At 59.9% G+C, this 16745-nt stretch carries 20 protein-coding genes; 6 read left to right on the forward strand and 14 right to left on the reverse strand.

Going from position 1 to position 16745, the window contains the following annotated elements; genetic code table 11:
• Position 1: 1 nt before the first annotated feature.
• Complete coding sequence (locus DV532_RS12985; protein ID WP_056804059.1) at positions 2–1030, forward strand: AraC family transcriptional regulator; 1029 nt, start codon at positions 2–4, stop codon at positions 1028–1030.
• Between the two features lie 293 nt (positions 1031–1323).
• On the opposite strand, the gene DV532_RS12990 is transcribed toward DV532_RS12985, so the two are convergent.
• The 7 genes from DV532_RS12990 to DV532_RS13020 all read right to left on the reverse strand — a co-directional run bounded on the left by DV532_RS12990 (position 1324) and on the right by DV532_RS13020 (position 7691).
• Positions 1324–2340 carry a YeiH family protein gene (locus tag DV532_RS12990; protein ID WP_056804057.1) on the reverse strand — a complete coding sequence of 339 codons (1017 nt, stop codon included), beginning with the start codon at positions 2338–2340 and terminating at the stop codon, positions 1324–1326.
• A complete protein-coding gene (locus DV532_RS12995) occupies positions 2337–2663 on the reverse strand; it encodes a Rieske 2Fe-2S domain-containing protein (RefSeq protein ID WP_056804053.1) in 327 nt (108 codons plus the stop codon). The genes DV532_RS12990 and DV532_RS12995 overlap by 4 nt, the downstream gene beginning before the upstream one ends.
• Positions 2660–3313: a DsbA family protein gene (locus DV532_RS13000; protein ID WP_056804049.1), complete on the reverse strand. Its 654-nt coding sequence runs from the start codon at positions 3311–3313 to the stop codon at positions 2660–2662. Before DV532_RS13000 ends, DV532_RS12995 begins: the two co-directional genes overlap by 4 nt.
• A complete protein-coding gene (locus tag DV532_RS13005) occupies positions 3310–4623 on the reverse strand; it encodes an MFS transporter (RefSeq protein ID WP_056804046.1) in 1314 nt (437 codons plus the stop codon). The genes DV532_RS13000 and DV532_RS13005 overlap by 4 nt, the downstream gene beginning before the upstream one ends.
• A 121-nt stretch (positions 4624–4744) precedes the next feature.
• Positions 4745–5797 (reverse strand): 3-keto-5-aminohexanoate cleavage protein, encoded by a 1053-nt coding sequence (locus tag DV532_RS13010; protein ID WP_056804044.1) that lies wholly within the window; start codon positions 5795–5797, stop codon positions 4745–4747.
• A 51-nt stretch (positions 5798–5848) separates the two neighbouring features.
• The gene (locus tag DV532_RS13015; RefSeq protein ID WP_056804040.1) at positions 5849–6697 is read right to left on the reverse strand and encodes a TauD/TfdA family dioxygenase; all 849 of its coding nucleotides are present in this window, start codon (positions 6695–6697) and stop codon (positions 5849–5851) included.
• A gap of 13 nt (positions 6698–6710) precedes the next feature.
• Positions 6711–7691: a quinone oxidoreductase gene (locus DV532_RS13020; RefSeq protein WP_056804037.1), complete on the reverse strand. Its 981-nt coding sequence runs from the start codon at positions 7689–7691 to the stop codon at positions 6711–6713.
• A 227-nt stretch (positions 7692–7918) separates the two neighbouring features.
• Here DV532_RS13020 and DV532_RS13025 point away from each other — a divergent pair, with 227 nt between their 5' ends.
• Both DV532_RS13025 and osmE read left to right on the forward strand, forming a co-directional pair.
• Positions 7919–8125 carry a hypothetical protein gene (locus tag DV532_RS13025; RefSeq protein ID WP_056804034.1) on the forward strand — a complete coding sequence of 69 codons (207 nt, stop codon included), beginning with the start codon at positions 7919–7921 and terminating at the stop codon, positions 8123–8125.
• Between the two features lie 48 nt (positions 8126–8173).
• Positions 8174–8536: an osmotically-inducible lipoprotein OsmE gene (gene osmE / locus DV532_RS13030; protein ID WP_056804030.1), complete on the forward strand. Its 363-nt coding sequence runs from the start codon at positions 8174–8176 to the stop codon at positions 8534–8536.
• Position 8537: 1 nt separating this feature from the next.
• On the opposite strand, the gene DV532_RS13035 is transcribed toward osmE, so the two are convergent.
• The 3 genes from DV532_RS13035 to DV532_RS13045 all read right to left on the reverse strand — a co-directional run bounded on the left by DV532_RS13035 (position 8538) and on the right by DV532_RS13045 (position 10954).
• Positions 8538–8897 (reverse strand): hypothetical protein, encoded by a 360-nt coding sequence (locus tag DV532_RS13035; RefSeq protein WP_056804027.1) that lies wholly within the window; start codon positions 8895–8897, stop codon positions 8538–8540.
• A 354-nt stretch (positions 8898–9251) separates the two neighbouring features.
• Positions 9252–10511, reverse strand: a complete 1260-nt coding sequence (locus tag DV532_RS13040) for a cation:dicarboxylate symporter family transporter (protein WP_056804024.1) — start codon at positions 10509–10511, stop codon at positions 9252–9254.
• A 17-nt stretch (positions 10512–10528) separates the two neighbouring features.
• Positions 10529–10954 carry a VOC family protein gene (locus DV532_RS13045; protein WP_056804020.1) on the reverse strand — a complete coding sequence of 142 codons (426 nt, stop codon included), beginning with the start codon at positions 10952–10954 and terminating at the stop codon, positions 10529–10531.
• A gap of 90 nt (positions 10955–11044) precedes the next feature.
• Here DV532_RS13045 and DV532_RS13050 point away from each other — a divergent pair, with 90 nt between their 5' ends.
• Positions 11045–11902 carry a LysR family transcriptional regulator gene (locus DV532_RS13050; RefSeq protein WP_056804017.1) on the forward strand — a complete coding sequence of 286 codons (858 nt, stop codon included), beginning with the start codon at positions 11045–11047 and terminating at the stop codon, positions 11900–11902.
• Between the two features lie 11 nt (positions 11903–11913).
• On the opposite strand, the gene DV532_RS13055 is transcribed toward DV532_RS13050, so the two are convergent.
• Both DV532_RS13055 and DV532_RS13060 read right to left on the reverse strand, forming a co-directional pair.
• Positions 11914–12225 carry a hypothetical protein gene (locus DV532_RS13055; RefSeq protein ID WP_056804014.1) on the reverse strand — a complete coding sequence of 104 codons (312 nt, stop codon included), beginning with the start codon at positions 12223–12225 and terminating at the stop codon, positions 11914–11916.
• 131 nt (positions 12226–12356) lie between these two features.
• Positions 12357–12725, reverse strand: a complete 369-nt coding sequence (locus tag DV532_RS13060; RefSeq protein ID WP_056804012.1) for a hypothetical protein — start codon at positions 12723–12725, stop codon at positions 12357–12359.
• A gap of 457 nt (positions 12726–13182) precedes the next feature.
• Between DV532_RS13060 and DV532_RS13065 the strand changes: the two genes are divergently transcribed.
• Positions 13183–13848 carry an SOS response-associated peptidase gene (locus DV532_RS13065; RefSeq protein WP_056804009.1) on the forward strand — a complete coding sequence of 222 codons (666 nt, stop codon included), beginning with the start codon at positions 13183–13185 and terminating at the stop codon, positions 13846–13848.
• Between the two features lie 28 nt (positions 13849–13876).
• Here the strand turns inward: DV532_RS13065 and DV532_RS30915 are convergent, their stop codons facing one another.
• Both DV532_RS30915 and DV532_RS13075 read right to left on the reverse strand, forming a co-directional pair.
• Entirely contained in the window at positions 13877–14170 is a 294-nt protein-coding gene (locus DV532_RS30915) for a hypothetical protein (protein ID WP_056804006.1), read from the reverse strand.
• A 173-nt stretch (positions 14171–14343) separates the two neighbouring features.
• Positions 14344–15213, reverse strand: coding sequence for a DMT family transporter (locus tag DV532_RS13075; RefSeq protein ID WP_056804004.1), 870 nt, complete (start codon positions 15211–15213; stop codon positions 14344–14346).
• A 121-nt stretch (positions 15214–15334) separates the two neighbouring features.
• Here DV532_RS13075 and DV532_RS13080 point away from each other — a divergent pair, with 121 nt between their 5' ends.
• Positions 15335–16717, forward strand: a complete 1383-nt coding sequence (locus DV532_RS13080) for a PLP-dependent aminotransferase family protein (protein ID WP_056804001.1) — start codon at positions 15335–15337, stop codon at positions 16715–16717.
• Positions 16718–16745: the final 28 nt, after the last annotated feature.

Here is a 16745-nt window from a genome sequence, read left to right on the forward strand (position 1 = left end):
AATGCCTGCCCTAGTCCGTGCCGCTAGTTTGACCAACTACCTCGAAGTCTCACGCCACCTAGGCCTCAACCCCCATGCGCTGTTGGCACAGGTTGGCCTTAGCGCTGCCATGCTCGACGACCCTAACCGGCGCATCCCGGTTGCCAGCGTCATTAACTTGCTGGAGGCCTCTGCCAGCGCTACCCGCTGCGAAAGTTTTGGCCTGCGCATGGCCGAATTGCGCCAATTGTCGGATTTCGGTGAAATCAGCCTGCTGCTCAGCCACCAGCGCAACCTGCGCGATGCCCTGCAGGTGATCGTGCAGTACCGCCACCTGCTCAATGACGCCCTGGCCATTCATATCGAGGAAGCCGGCAAGACCGTGGTCATTCGCGAAGAGGTGATCAATGAGCGCGCGCCGTGCAGCCGCCAGGCCACTGAGCTGGCGATTGGTGTGATGATGCGCCTGTGTGCGGCGTTGCTGGGTGCCCACTGGCACCCGATCAGCGCCAACTTCACCCACGTGGCCCCTGCCGACCTGGCCACCCACCGGCGCATCTTTGGCTGCACGCTGGTGTTCGGCAGTGAGTTCAACGGCATCGTCTGCCCGGCTGCCGACCTCGACAGCGCCAGCCCACAGGCCAACGAAGCCATGGCACGCCTGGCGCAGCGCTATCTGGACACCCTGCCGGCCAGTGGTGTGCCGTCGCTGGAGCTGGAACTGCGCAAGACCATCTACCTGCTGCTGCCTATGGGCCGCGCGACCATTGAGCAGGTGGCGCAGTCCCAGGGCATAAACGTGCGCACCCTGCAGCGGCGCCTGGAGGAAGGCGGGTTAACCTTCAAGGACTTGATCAACAGCGTGCGCCGTGACCTGGTGATGCGCTACCTGGAAAACCCCGGCTATTCGCTGGGGCGCATCGCCGACATGCTCGGCTACTCGATGCCCAGCTCGTTTACTCGTTGGTTCATCGCCCAGTTCGGCATGCCGCCGGCCAGCTGGCGGGCGCAGAATGCTGATCAGGTTACGTCAGGGCCGCCAGGCGTTTGACTTGAGATTTGTGGTGGCTTTGAGATCGAGCGCCGCCCGCGCGGCGCTTCGCGGCACAAGGCCGCTCCCACATCTGTTTCTGGCCAATGACTCCTGTGCCAGGTGGGTTGCAGCCTTGGTGCATGCCTTGATACTGATGAACAGCAGCAGCGCAACCTTCGATATCAAGTGGAACAAACAAGGCGGCCAGAGGTGACCTCACAGGAGTGACTGGCCCCAAACAGATGTGGGAGCGGCCTTGTGCCGCGAAGCGCCGCGCAGGCGGCGCTCGATCTCACAGGCACCACAATGCCTCAAGCCGACCCCACCCAGTGCATCAGCGCCAGCACCAGCAGCACCAGAAACACACTTTCCCCGACCATCAGCGCGATGGGTTTGAGCCCAACCGACGCCAGCGCCTTGAGCTGGGTTTTCATACCCAGGGCACTGATCGCCACCACCAGGCAGCCACGCGACAGTTCATTGATACCGCCCTGCACGGCCACCGGTACCCACCCGCTGCTGTTAACGCAGGCCAGCAGCAGAAAGCCGACGGCAAACCATGGCAACAAGGGCGGCCGCTGGCCACCGGTCTCGAGGCCTTGGCGACGGGTAATCATTGCCGCACAGACAATCACCGGCAACAGCATGGCCACCCGCATCAGCTTCACCACCGTGGCAATATCACCGGTTTCGGTAGACATGCTATAGCCCGCCCCCACGACCTGGGCCACGTCATGAATGGTCGCGCCGAGAAAGACCCCGGCCTGCGCTGGCGGTAGGTGCAACCACTGGGCGATCATCGGGTAGAGGATCATCGCCAGGGTCGACAGGGCCGACACGCCGATGACGGTGAACAGGGTTGCATGCTCCTTGCGCGGGTGCTGGGGCAGCGCGGCTGCCAGCGCCAGCGCGGCCGAGGCACCACAAATGGCCGTGGCACCACCCGTTAGCATGCCGAACAGCCGTGAAAAGCCCAGCGCCTTGGCCACCACCACCGAGACCAGGATCGTCACCACCACCAGGGTGATGACCAAGGCCACGGGCTTCCAACCCAGGCTGGCGATCTGGTCCAGGGTGATGCGCATGCCCAGCAGCGCTACACCCAGGCGCAGTACTGCGCGGGCGGTGAATTCGATGCCGGCCTTGCACGGGCCGTCGACTGCAAGAAAGTTCAGCGCCATCCCCAGCAGCAGGGCAAACAACATGACCGGCGCCGCATAGTGCTCGCTGAGAAAGCTGGCGGCAGCGCCGACGATAAGGCTGACTACCACCCCCGGAGCGAGGGTGCGGATACGCTGCTGGGTAGCGCTTAGTGCCAGTGTGTTCATTGCCCTGTTTCCTCGCTGTCAAACACGATGTAGACCTGCCCGCCCTGCTGCTCGACCGGGTAACTGGCAACCTTTAACGCTTTGGAATTGACCAGATAGCCGCTGGCCAGGTCAAAGCGCAGGCCATGCGCGCAGCACTGGATGACACGGCCTTCCAACCGACCGCCGCACAATGACGCGCCTTGATGCGGGCAGCTGTCGTCGATGGCATATAGCGCGTCGGCAACGTTAAACAACGCCACGCTGCGCCCTTCACAGGCCAACAGCACGCGGCCGTTGCGTTCCGGCACTTGGCTGGGGGGCAATGCAATACGCCGGCTCATGCCCGTGCAACCTCTTGTAGCGCTTCGGTCATGGCAGCGAACAGCACCTCGGCAGGTTGCGCGCCAGCAATGAGCGGCCCTTGATTGAAGCGAAAACGCGGCACGGCGCTGCCTGCGCGGCCTGCCCCATCGAGAAACGGGCTGCCGTCGTCACGCAGGCAGTCGGCGACCTGCACGGCCTCCAACCCGCAATGCTGGGCGATGCCAAGCAACACGCGGCTGTCCCCCAGGTCGCGGCCCTGGTGGAAATAGGCAATGAACAACTGCGCCAGCAAGGCTTCCAGTTGCGACGCCTGCAGCAACCCGGTAGCCCGCTGCAGCAGCCGGTGAGCATTGCCAGTGTTGGGCATGCGACGAATACGCGAAAAGTCGATGTCCTCACCTACCACACTGGCAGCAGCGCGCACCTGCGCCTGGCGCTCGCGCACGGCTTGCTCGCTGCCCAGCCGCTGCAAGTAGAACGCATGGAACGGCAAGCCATTGGCGGGCAAACCAGGCAACAGCTGCACCCCTCGCCATTGCAGTTGCACCTGTACCTGCGGCTGCTCGCGCTGCAACAGCAACAGGGCAGCCTGCAAGTGCCGCTGGCCAATCAGGCACCAAGGGCAGACAAAATCGAAGAACACCTCGACCGACAACTGCTGTTTCACGGTTTCAACTCCAGGGGTGCGCTGGCATCGTTGTGTGCCGGCGTATGCAGACGCTCCATGTCGCGGTGGTAATGACGTTTGGCCAGGAAAAACACCCCTGCCGCGCCGATGCTCATCAGCGGCACCAGCTGGAAGGCCGCGTGCAGGCCGATCAGGTCAGAAACCCGCCCGGTAATCAACGGCCCGGTGGCCAGGCCCAACAGGTTGTTGGCCAGGGTCAAGGTGGCGAATGCCGTGCCATGCACCGAGGCGTGGGTAAGGTTGGCGACCATGGCACTGGAGGGGCCGTTGGTGCCGGCGGCTATCATCATGCCCAAGCAGATCAGCACCAGTTGCGCGGTGCCTGCTGGCAGTGCGAAAGCGAGGGACAACAGCGCGCAACTGCCCAGGCAGTAGGCGATGGCCAGGCTGATCTTGCGGTCCGGGCGCTGCCGCCCAAGGCGGTCGCAGAGCATGGCGCAGAGGATCATGCCGATGCCGCTGCACAACACGATGACCGCGGCAATCGCCCCGGCACGGTCAGTGCCCATGGCGTAATAGCGGTTCAGGTAACTGGGCATCCACACGATCACGGTGCCACCGACGAACAGTTGCAGGCCGCTGCCGACGTAGGCGGCGATAACCGAACGGCTGCTGTACAGGCTACGCAACGGTCGGCTGGCCTTGCCCTGCGACTGCGCGCACTTGGGGGCAATGCGCGCCTCCTTGACGATCATCGGGTACAGCACTGCCAGCAACAGGCCAAACAATGCCATGCCGGCAAATGCCCAGCGCCAACCCAGGTGCTGGGCCAGCACGCCGCCCAGGGCCATGCCCAGTACCGAGCCGAACATGCCGCCGGCCATGAACGCACCGGCCAGGGTCGAGCGCATGTCGCGGGGGAACACGGCGACCACCACGGCGATACCGACACTGCCGTAGGCCGCCTCGCCGACCCCGACCAGAAAACGCGCGACGAACATTTGTGGGTAGTTTTCCGCCAGGGCGCAGCCCAACGTGGCCAGGCTCCACAGCACCGCCATCAGCACCAGGCTGCGCACCCGGCCAAAGCGGTCGGCCAGCAGCGACAGGGGGAAGGTCAGCAGGCCAACCATCAAGGCGACAATGCCGCTGAGCAGGCCAAGCTGGCTGTCGCTCAGTGCCCATTCACCCTTGAGCAGCGGGAATACCGCGTTGAGTACCTGGCGCGACATGTAGTCGGAGATCAACAGGCCAAAGGTCAGGGCAAAGACTATCCAGGCATAGCGCCGGGGGACGCTGTGGGCGGTGTCGGTGCCGGAATCTTCGGCACTGGCGAGATAGGTGGCCATGCTGCCTCCTTGGGTATGGGGCGTGGGTGTTGTTTTTGTTGTTATGGGTAACAGCCAGAGCACATGTTGCTTTTGGTGGCCTCTTCGCGGTCATGCCCGCGAAAAGGCCGTGCCTGCGTTGTCAGGTACGCTGCGGCACACCCTTCACGCCCGGCTGGCGGTTGGGCGCCATGCCGTTGGCCTTGAGGGTCTGTTCGATGCTGTCGTACTGCTGCCCAATGCGGTAAATGGCCCGTGCCTCTTTACCGCTGGCAATCTCGCGGCCCAGTTCGTGCGCCACACGCACGGTTTGCTGGATTTGCTGCACCGAGGTAAAGCGCTTGCCGTGCTGGTCGATGATGGTGTCTTCATTGCCGCAGCGCGGGTGCAGGCCCATGGCCAGGGCCATGGTGTTGAACGGCAGTACGTTCTTCAGCAGCGATTCGGCGGTCAGGGTGCAACCGTCTGGCGCGCGGTGGATGAAGTTGAAGAAGTTGAACGGGTTGGGGCCGTCGAAGCCGCCGCCAATGCCGATCCACGTCAAGTTCAGCGGGCCCATGTAGTCACCACGGCGGACGATGCGCTCGAGCGTCTCCAGGGCATGCATGCCAGTCAGCTGGAAATGCGGCTGGATGTTGCTGGCCTGCAGGCGGCGCAGGTGCTCGCGGACCCACGCCGGGCCGGCCGGTACGGTCATTTCGCTGTAGGCGGCATGGATGGCCGGGCTGGCCAGCGAGGTGCCTTCCAGGTACTCCGGGTACAGCAGCTCCATGATGTTCATCTGCGTGGTGTTGATGGCCACGGTCACCTGGTCGGGGCGTGGCGTCAGCTCGGCGAGCATGTGCCGGGTGTCGTCCGACAGCCATTTGGCCGCCTCGCCTTCGCCTTCGGGGGCGAAGGAAATCGACCCGCCCACCTGGATGATCATGTCCGGCACCGCTTCGCGCACCCCGGCGATCAGTTCGTTGAACTTGGACAGGCGCTTGGAGCCTTTGCCGTCCAGCTCACGTACATGCAGGTGCAATACCGTGGCGCCTGCCTCGTAGCAGTCGACGGCCTTCTGCACCTGCTCGTCCATGGTCAGCGGAATGTCTTCAGGGAAGTCTTCGGGCATCCACTCCGGGCCATAGGGGGCCACGGTGATCACCACCTTTTCCATGTTTTCCGGGTGCAACGAATCGTCGAAGAATTGCATGCTGTGGTCCTCGCTATTGTTATTGTGCGGGTGCCGCCGATGACGGCAGGCTTAGAACGTAGGGCTGCCCTTGATCCCGGCGCGCTCCATCTTGCGGTGGCACGGTGGGTAGTCCATGACGGCGTAGTGCTGGGTGCTGCGGTTGTCCCAGATCGCCACACTGTTGGGCTTCCAGCGCCAACGCACCTGATACTCGGGCAGGTAAGCCTGGCTGATCAGGTAGCGCAGCAGGTCGCTGGCGCCGGGGTTGGCGTCCTGGCCGAAACGCACCCGCTGTGGGGTGTGGTAATTGCTGAAATGGGTGGTGAAGGCGTTGACGAACAGCACCTGCTCGCCGGTTTCCGGGTGGGTACGCACCACCGGGTGCTCGGCGTCGGGGAACTGCGCTTTCAGCGCCAGGCGCTTCTCCAGCGGCATGGCGGCGCCAAAGCTTGCCTCGATACTGTGGCGGGCGCGCAAGCCTTCGATCTTGGCCTTCACATCGCTTGGCAGGTTTTCATAGGCCAGCACCATGTTTGCCCACATCGTGTCGCCGCCCACCGGTGGGCATTCGATGCAGCGCAGCACGCAGCCCATGGGCGGCGCCTCGCGCCAGGTAGCGTCGGTGTGCCACGCATTTTCATAGCGGTCGTTGGGCTGCTCGGGGCGTTTGTAGATCTGCACCAGGCCCGGATGCTCCGGGTCGCTACCTGCCACCGGGTGGTCCTCCAGGTCGCCGAAGCGGCGGGCGAAGGCCACGTGCTCGGCGCGGCTGAAGTGCTGATCGCGCAGGAACAGCACACGGTGCTGAAGCAACTGCGCGCGCAGCTGGGCGAACAGGTCATCATCGTGGATCGCGTCGGCCAGGTTGACCCCACTTACCTCGGCACCGATCGCGCAGGTCAGTTGTTCGATGTGCATGCTGTTGCCCTCTTCAGATGAGGAAGATCGACGAGCCAGTGGTCCTGCGGGCTTCCAGGTCACGGTGTGCCTGGACGGCGTCCTGCAGCGCGTAGTGCTGGTTGATTTCGATGCGGATGCGGCCACTGCTAACGTGGTCGAACAGTTCGCCGGCCAGGTCGGCCTTTTCTGCCGGGTCGGCGATGAAGTCGGCCAAGGCCGGGCGGGTGAGCTGCAGCGAACCTTTGATCGCCAGCAACTGCGGGTCGAACGGCGGGATGGTGCCCGACGCCGTGCCCACACAAACCATCAGGCCACGGCGCTTGAGCGAGTCGAGCGAACCCATGAAGGTGTTTTTGCCAACGCTGTCGAACACCACGTTGACCCCCACCCCCTCGGTCAGCTCACGCACACGCGCGGCCACATCCTCGACGCTGTAGTTGATGACGTGGTGGCAGCCGTGGGCGCGGGCCACTTCGGCTTTGGCCTCGGTGGACACGGTGCCGATCACGTTCAGCCCAAGCAGCCGCGCCCACTGCGCGACGATCAGCCCAACCCCACCGGCGGCGGCATGTAGCAGCACGCTGTCGCCAGGCTTGAAGTCATAGAGCCGACGAAGCAGGTAAGCGGAAGTCAGACCGCGCATGGTCATGGCGGCGGCGGTTTCGAAAGCAATGGTGTCCGGCAACTTGATCAGCGCTGCGGCGGGGATCAGGCGCTCGGTGCAATAGGCGCCCAAGGTATTGAGAAAACCGGTGTAGGTGACCCGGTCACCGACCGCCACCTGGGTCACGCCCTCGCCTACCGCCTCTACTACGCCAGCAGCTTCCACGCCAATACCGTTGGGCAGCGGGATCGGGTAGGTACCGTTGCGGAAGTAGGTGTCGGCATAGTTCAGGCCCACCGCCACTTGGCGCAAACGCACCTGGCCCGGCCCAGGCTCGCCGACTTCGGCGTCCTCATAGCGCAGGACCTCGGGGCCACCGGTTTGATAGAAACGTACGACTTTGGACATGCTTGTCTCTCCAATCATCGATCTGGACGCGCGGCGTCAGTTCTGGGTGATTGGACTGTATGCCCTTGCTGTACAGGGTGCTTCGCATCGGACGACAGCGGGTTTTCATTTGATGACACTGCAGTGGCCGCCCATGGCTCAGCAAACCCTGCTTTATTCATGAGTCGCCTTGATGCTTATCCACGGCCAGACTAATACTTAAGTCTCTGCCTGGGGAGGCACGAAACATGCAGCCAAGATTCGTTATCGTTCCGGCTGTGCCGATCGAAAAGGAGTCGTTCCGCGTGGGTAGCCGCTATTACGCAGCCACCGTTTGTGGGGGGTTCGACATTTACGACAACCAAGCGAAGGAACGGCTAAAGCCCAGCTATCCCAGCCGCACGGATGCGCAGCTGCAATGCGAACAGCTGAATAAACGCAGTGATATGGGCTGATCACTGTAGAAGCCTGCCCTCATCAGCGTTCTCCACCGGAGCACTGCCATGAACCTCGCCCGTTACACGCTGATCGGCGCACTGACCGCACTTACTGCCTGCTCCTCTAACGCTGCGCGGTACCATGACCAGCCGCTGGTGGCGAAAGTCGACACCGGCATGAGCAAAGACCAAGTCATGCAGATTGGCGGAAAACCCGATGCCGAGTCCGAGCGTATCGTGGTACCCGGCACCTGCTTCGACTACATGCTCACCCAGGCCGGCGCACGGCAACCCTACAGCGTCAGCTTCGACGGCGCTGGCAAGGTGGACAAGACGGCCTTCATGACCTGCGCCGAGTGGAGCGCGGCGCAACGCAAGGCCCGCCAGCCGGCACCCAGCATGGGCGGTTCCAGCGGTTCGGGCTACTGATTCACTCCAGGCACTCCCGGGCCGCCTGGCGCAGTTTATCGCCTGACAGGAAGCTGCCTTTGTAGAAGGTTGCACGGCTGCCGTCGTGATACTCGACTACGTCTAGCACATCATCGGAGGCCACCGCACTCGGTGCTGTCAGCCGGTAACCGTGGGCGATCGACTTTTGCGTGGCGAGTGGCGCTAACGCTTGCCACTTGGGCAGTACGCAAGCTGCATACTGCTCGGGCTTTTTATCGGTCAATTTGCTGGCAGTGGGTTTACCAGGTGTCGCACAGCCGGCAAGGCTGGCCACCAACAACGAAGCAAGAGCGATACGAAAAATAGGCATTTGCAATTGGCCATTAAGGATACGCAGCATTTTAGCGAAGTTTAAAGCCCGACACTAACCAACCAAGGTCTTGCTGCAGTGAGCACGCACTGACCCTGCTGCCTCGACAGGGGGCAAAGCGGGTGCCACCACCGCTTTGCCTGTTGCCACTGGGCGAAAGCCCCCCAACGTGGGTTAGGGTTTGGCCCCCCGATAAAGCACAATAGCTGCCACATCAAGGGCCAACACGGCGGCGGCGAAGAGGAGCATGAGGTACTGATCTTCCGGAAGCATTGCCGTTTCCCCCAAATGCGTAAGTATCCTAAGGGCAGCAATTCTCGTTCCAAGTACCTCGCGACGGGCGGCTAAACAGGTGTTGTCGGGGAATTATTTGGTCGCCGAACATTACACGGTATGAACGCCCGAATCAGGCTGTAATGAACTCGATCGGCTTTCCCATTTCGCAACCACGATTGGCGCTAGCGCGTTGCCCAGTACGTTCAGTGCCGTAACCGGCATGTCCATCAATCGGTATACCCCGGCAATCAGGGCCACGCCTTCCAGTGGCAACCCGGCCGCGGTCAGGGTTGCGGTGAGAATGACAAACATGAAACCGGGCACTCCGGCAGCGCCTTTGGATGTCAACACCATGATGAATACCAGCATCACTTGGTCTGCCAGAGCCAATTCGATATTGTAAGCCTGGGCGATAAACAGTGTACCTAGGCCGGCAAACAGCGAGGCGCCATCCAAGTTGAATGAGTAACCCAACGGAATCACTAGAGACGTGATAGCACGGGGCACACCCCGTGCTTCGCTCTTCGCCATTAATTGTGGCATGACGGTGGCAGAGCTTGCGCTACTGAAGGCCAGTATCAGTTCATCCTTGAAGGCCCTGATAATTTCAAAGATATTCTCGCCAACAACCCTAGCCACCAGGCCCAACACCACAATCGCAAAGAACAATACGGCTACATACGTAATGCCTATTAACTTCGCCAACGGCAGTAGCGAATCGACCCCGAACGTCGACACCGTAACCGCTATCAGGGCGAAGATTCCGACCGGTGAATAGGCCATGACCATATGAGTGATCTTGAACATCGTATCCACTACCGCCTGCAGCACAGCGACCAAAGGCCGCCGTTTGGGTTCCTCCAGCGTAGACAATGCCACCCCGAACAAGATGGCGAAGAACAGTACTGACAACAGCTTCGCTTCTGCCATTGCGGCAACGACGTTATCAGGAATAATGCCCAGCAGTACCTTGCCAAGCCCCGACGAACTGTTTTGCACAAGTGGGGCAACCTCACCCGCCGACGGAACAGAGAAGTGCGCGCCAGTCCCGGGCTGCAGTACGTTACCGACCAGCAAGCCAAAAACGATCGCGACCCCGGTTACCGCAAAGAAATAGACAAGACTCTTTGTTCCCACCCGACCCAGGGAGCGCCTGCCAGAGCCGGCTATACCCACTACCATACAAGAAAACACCAAGGGCACGATGATCATTTTCATCAGCTTGATAAACGCATCGCCCGCCGGCTGGAGCACCTGATCAATCCACCAGGCCTTGTAATCTGGAAAGTGATTTAACAGCAACCCAACACTTACACCCACGACCAAACCGATTGCAATCTGCGTGATTAAATTTATTTTTATCTTCACGAATTTTACTCTTGTTGTTATAAGGCGCGCGCGGCGGCAAAAATAGCACGGGAATCTTTGAAACCTTTGATTTCAAGCGGGTTACCACTTGGGTCCAGAAAAAACATCGTCCACTGCTCGCCGGGTTCGCCCTCGAAACGCACAACCGGCGGAATCTCAAACTGCACCCCCGCGGTTTCAAGGCGCTCAGCCAAGGCCCGCCAACGATCCAAGGGTAATATCACCCCGAGGTGAGGCATCAGCACCAGGTGTGCGCCAACCTTACCCGTTCGGCGGGTCTCAAAGGGCTCGCCCACATGCAGAGATATTTGGTGACCAAAGAAGTCAAAATCTACCCAAGTATCGGTGCTGCGGCCCTCGACACAACCAAGCACTTCTTTATAGAACTTTATCGCCTCATTTAAATTTCTGACATGATAAGCAACATGAAAGGGGGTCAACATAGCTGTACTCCGATAACGGAGCCACTATACTCCCACTGCCTCGCACTCATGTACACCAACCAACACTTGGCCTGAGCATAAGCATTCGTTATGGACATTCAAAACCTGGAGAGCCTCATATCCGTTGTTGATTGTGGCTCTATTGCTGGCGCAGCAAAAAAAGCAAACATCTCAGCCACTGCAGTAAGTTTGCGCATTCGAAAAATGGAGAAACACTTGGGGTGCACGCTTTTCAATAGAGATGCCCACTCGATAAAACCCTCCGAAAAGCTGCTGGCAGTGATTCCCCGGATACGTTGCATCGTCGAACACGCCCATCAACTCAGCAACGACCTGAACGCCGACACGTTGATCGGGGAACTGCGCATCGGGGCTATATCAACCGCGCTCACCGGCCTTGTACCGGCGGCACTGGAACAACTATCGTCCTCCGCGCCAGGTCTAAAACTCACCATCACACCCGGTGACTCAAAGCTTCTTTATGACAAGCTGGTCAATCAGGAACTGGATGCGGCAATTTTGGTGGCGCCACCTTTCAAAACAGAAAAATCGTTGAGGATGGTCACACTGCGCAGCGAACCGCTGTGCCTGTTGGCGCCTGCCGCAGTCACCCAGGACGAGGCGCACAGCATGCTGGCCACCGGGCCCTATATCCGCTATGCCGCCAGGTCTTGGGGAGGGCTGATAACCCAACGCTATCTGGATGACCTGAGCCTGGCCCCCTGTGTGACGTGCGACCTGGACGCGCTTGAGGCCATCAGCCTGCTCGTGTCGCAAGGGCAAGGTGTTTCGTTGGTACCACAATGGCCTTCACTGCTGCAGCAGTCGCCAAACGCTCACATCCTGACCAATGATCCAAAGTACTGCCGCGACATAGTGCTCGCCCACCATGCCGGGCATCACCGCGCGTCGGCAATCAAGTTATTGGCATCCGTATTAATGACCTGACCCTGCATCGCTCAGCTGAACTTGAGCTTGGCCACTTTACTCAGCGCCCAACCGCTGAACACATAGAACGCATCCAGGTAGAAGCGGCCTTCATAGCTGGGCAGCGGTTCGCGATTCAACAGCAACTCGGGCATGTCGGGTGCAGGTGGGAACAGGGCATAGAAACCGCTAGGCAACACAGCCAGGGCGACAAGCAGCAGGTAGGTCACCGCCCGGAGCATGGCGGCACGGCCAGAGGATTGGTCGGCCCATTTCAGGCCGAACCAGGCAATCAGGCCAGCAACTGGCAACACCCAAAAATGCGTAGGAATGCCAATGAACATTTCGGCGACAACGCTTCTTGCTTCCACCCGGGGCTCTCTCCGCTCAAATAGGCGGATTATTGCGGCTGGCGCCCACAATTGCAAAAAGCCCGCTGTCGAGGGCGGGCTTATTGTGTGGGTGGGTTAATTGATCATGCTTTGGAACACATCAGCGCGGCATCCAGCAGCCTGCCATGGTCGTACCAGGCATCACGTTGATACGCCGTGAACGGATGCTCGGTGCCTGTGCTCCGCATCACGACCAAGCCACCCGCCTTGTTGGGGTCGGTGCTGTCAAGGAACAGTGTGACAGAGTTATCGCCATCGACCTGGTACGTTTTCACATGACCTTGAAGTTCACCTTGCACACACCCCAAGTAAGCCGGCGGGCTTTTTGCCGTGGTGCCAGAGGTATAATCGTGGCCGTCACGCACATCGGGGTTTTGTGCGCAGCCTGCCACGAACAGCGAGGTAAAAGCGGACAATAGCATTGCGCCTGCTAACGAACTTGAGCTCTTCACGCGACACGCTCCTGCTGCCCCCTGGAGAAGGTAGGAAAGTGCTGCTAAGTCGCATGTCCATTTTTTGGTTCTGTTGGCATATGTTACTGCTCAATGTCAGCGTGGCCATATGCTGGTTTGCTATATCGGCTGTGGCGAGGGCATGCCGGGGAGGCTTCATGTGCCGATCAGATCGCTGCCGCCTCGCCTTGTAAGCTGCAAAAAAACCCGGTACTGGGTGCGGCTTAGCCCAGAATAGGGGTCAAGCAATGGCCTTCAGAAATACTAAAGTTGCCGCCAAATCCAGGACCAGCACAGCAACCACCACAAAGACCATGTAATAGCGGTCATCTTGAGTCATGTTTGCGCTCTCCGCGTTGATCAATGCTCAGGACCACAGCAATTCCCATTTCAACAAGGCAGCTGCACCAACAGTGCTGGGCGCACTATGCTTACCTGCTTGAAAAGGGGGTGATGTATGTGCGGCAGGTTGAGCCAATACCGGGGTATACGCGAGTTCGTTGAAACCCTGAGCTTGCCCGAGGCCTGGAACAACAATGTCGGCGACCAACCGTTAGGCCGATACAACGTCGCGCCAACCACGCCAGTAGCGGTGCTTAGCGTGGATGAGGCAGGCCCGCGGGCGGACCTGGTGCGGTGGGGGTGGCGACCACATTGGGCGACCGACCGTGCGGCACCGATCAACGCCAGGGTCGAAAAAGTTGCGCACGGCCCCTTCTTCCGAGCGATCTGGCCGCACCGCGCGATAACGCCCATTGACGGTTGGTACGAATGGGTCGATGAAGGCGGGCCTAAAAAACAGCCTTATTACATTCGCCGACGTGACGGGCGCCCTGCCCTGTGCGCATCGATTGGCCAGTTCGCCGGTAACCCGCACGACGGCTTCGTGATCATCACGGCTGACGCCCAAGGCGGCATGGTCGATGTGCACGACCGTCGGCCTGTCGTGCTATCGCCAGAACTGGCCTGTGAGTGGATCGCGGCTGGGATAACGAGCGAGTATGCCGAGCAACTGCTGCTCAACTTGGGTGAGCCAGCAGACGCCTTTGAATGGTACCGGGTGAGCGCGGCCGTGGGGAATGTGCGCAACCAAGGCGCCGAACTGGTGGAAGCGCTTCAGTGAAGCGGCAGGTTCGTTAGCGCATCACCGCTTACGAAAACGCGTTGCGGTCCACTGCGCACAGATCGCCAGCAATACGACGCGCTCGGCCAACACCCCAAGCCAGCGCCCGGTACATTGATTCGCTGGGCCGGGAGCCGAACGCCTCTTCATACAATGCCATACCCGACCGAGCGTAAACGCCAAGGAAAAGCTGAGTGCTGCCGGTGCGCGAAAGGCGGACCTGAACATCAATGTGGGTGCCGTCGTGCAGGGTTTCTTCATGGGTTTGGTGGTGAAGTGTGGGGTCTGCCCACGTCCAGTACACGTTGCCTCGCATTCGCATACAGCCCCCTCCACCGCCGGTTGATGATGTGCAAGCAGAACGGATAAGCCCCCCTTAGTTAGGATTAAGCCTATCCAACTAGCTTGACCACCGGCCACGACCAAAAGCTCCATTTTTTTGCTGCTTCGCGCCTATTTACAGTGCCACGTGATCACGGGGTCCTGGCCCTTGCTCTACTGGGCGTATTTCTTGGCCCCGGCAACACAAATGACAGCGCCCAGCGTCACGACAAGCATCATCCAGCTGACTTGCTCGTGCAAAAGCAACGCTGCAAGCCCAAGCCCCATGAACGGCTGAAAGAGTTGCAGTTGGCCCACCGCTGCAATGCCACCCTGGACGAGCCCGCGGTACCAAAACACAAACCCAATCAGCATGCTGAACAGTGAAACGTAACCGAAGCTGAACCACGCTGGGGCGCTTACCTTGGCAAAGGCACCGGGCGCTGGAAGATTAGCGATAGTCAACAGCAGCATTAACGGCAACGCTACAAGCAATGCCCAACTGATCACTTGCCAACCACCCAATGTTCGCGAGAGACGCGCCCCTTCGGCATAACCCAACCCACACACAACCACCGCAGCCATCATCAGCAGATCACCCACCGCCGACGCCTCTGCTCCACTCATCAACGCATAGCCAACGACTAGCCCAGCCCCTGTCAACGAGAACAACCAGAACAGAGGCCGGGGTCGCTCACCACCGCGCAGAACGGCAAACCCTGCGGTACAGAGCGGCAGAAGCCCGACAAAAACAATGGAATGAGCAGAGGTGACGTGCTGGAGGGCCAGTGCCGTGAGCAGCGGGAAGCCGATAACAACGCCAAGCGCTGTTACCGCCAATGACGACAAATCACCACGCTTAGGTGGCGGCTGGCGCAGTACGATCAAAAAAAGTGCACCCAATATTGCAGCGATTGTGGCTCTGGCACAGGTCAGAAACGTAGGTTCGAAGGCCGCCACTGCCACACGGGTCGCCGGCAACGAGCCCGCAAAAATGGCGACGCCTATGAAGCCATTGATCCACCCGCTTGTTGATTTTTCCATTGGTAAACCCTCGATAAGCCGGGGTTCAGTACATCACTGACAGGCTCACCAAGGCTAGGTACAATCCAGTACAGTTTAACCGAACTGTTATGCACACAAATCCACTACAGTCGAGCGTGCAATGAAACGCAACGGAACGCGAATTCGAGCGGTCATGGGTGAGATCCAGTCCAGGATTGCCTCACGAACCTACACACCTGGCGCGAGAATTCCTTCCGTCCGCGCAATGGCTCAGACCATGCAAGTATCGGTTTCTACCGTGCTTGAGGCCTATGAACGGTTGATGGCAGAGGGAGCCCTTAGCTCCCGCCCTGGCGCCGGCTTTTACGTAGCCGGGCCAGTGGCGCCATTGGTACTCACCGAGCTCGGCCCCAAACTGGATCGTGACGTCGACCCGCTGTGGATCTCGCGCCAGTCTCTTGAAACGTCCAGCGATGCATTGAAACCAGGCTGCGGCTGGTTACCTGCAGCGTGGATGTACGAAGCCGGCATGCGTAAAGCGCTTCGAGTCGCTGCCCGTTCTGACACGTTGGAACTGGCTGAGTACGCTTCACCGTGGGGGCATCCGCCCCTCCGGCAATTCTTGTCGCGACGACTGGCAGGCATCGGGATCGATGCCCCTCTGGAGCAGATCATGCTCACTGAGTCCGGCACTCACGCCATTGACCTGATTTGCCGTTTCCTGTTAGAGCCAGGAGACACCGTGCTGGTCGACGACCCCTGCTATTTCAATTTTCACGCACTACTGAAAGCCCATAGGGTGAAGATTGTAGGAGTACCGTACACGGAGACGGGCCCAGACATCGATGCATTTGGCGCTGCCTTGCTCAACCACTCTCCCCGGTTGTACATAACCAATTCAGGCATCCACAACCCAACCGGGGCCACCCTGTCTCCGGTCACAGCGCACCGGCTGCTAAAGCTAGCCGACGCCTCTGGCCTGGTAATTGTCGAGGACGACATCTTCGGGGATTTCGAGAGTACTCCGGCCCCACGGCTGTCCGCTTTCGATGGTCTCTCTCATGTCATCCAGATAGGCAGCTTTTCCAAGACCATTTCCGCTTCAATTCGATGCGGTTACATCGCTGCTCGGCGGGAATGGATCGAGGGCCTGGTCGACCTCAAAATTGCGACCACCTTCGGCGGTGGCCGCTTGGCCGCAGACATCATCCATCAAGCGATTACCGATAGTGGGTACCGAAAACACATGGAAAGCATTCGTCTCCGGTTAGCCGAGGCAATGGACAGAACAGTAGCGAGGCTTCAGGCCATTGGAATCGAGCCCTGGATGATGCCCCAGGCAGGCATGTACGTCTGGTGCCAACTCCCTCAAGGTAAGGATGCAGCAACGCTGGCTAGGGCGTGTTTGAATGAAGGTGTAGTGCTAGCACCCGGAAATGCCTTTAGCCAGTCCAGGACTGCGGGGGGGTTCCTCCGTTTCAACGTTGCTCAATCTGAAGACGCAAAAATCTACGAAGTGTTGAAGCGCGCCCTGAGTGCTTAGTCGCGAGTCCAATCCACATCGCCACATC

Source organism: Pseudomonas sp. Leaf58 (genome assembly GCF_003627215.1).
Lineage (GTDB): Bacteria > Pseudomonadota > Gammaproteobacteria > Pseudomonadales > Pseudomonadaceae > Aquipseudomonas.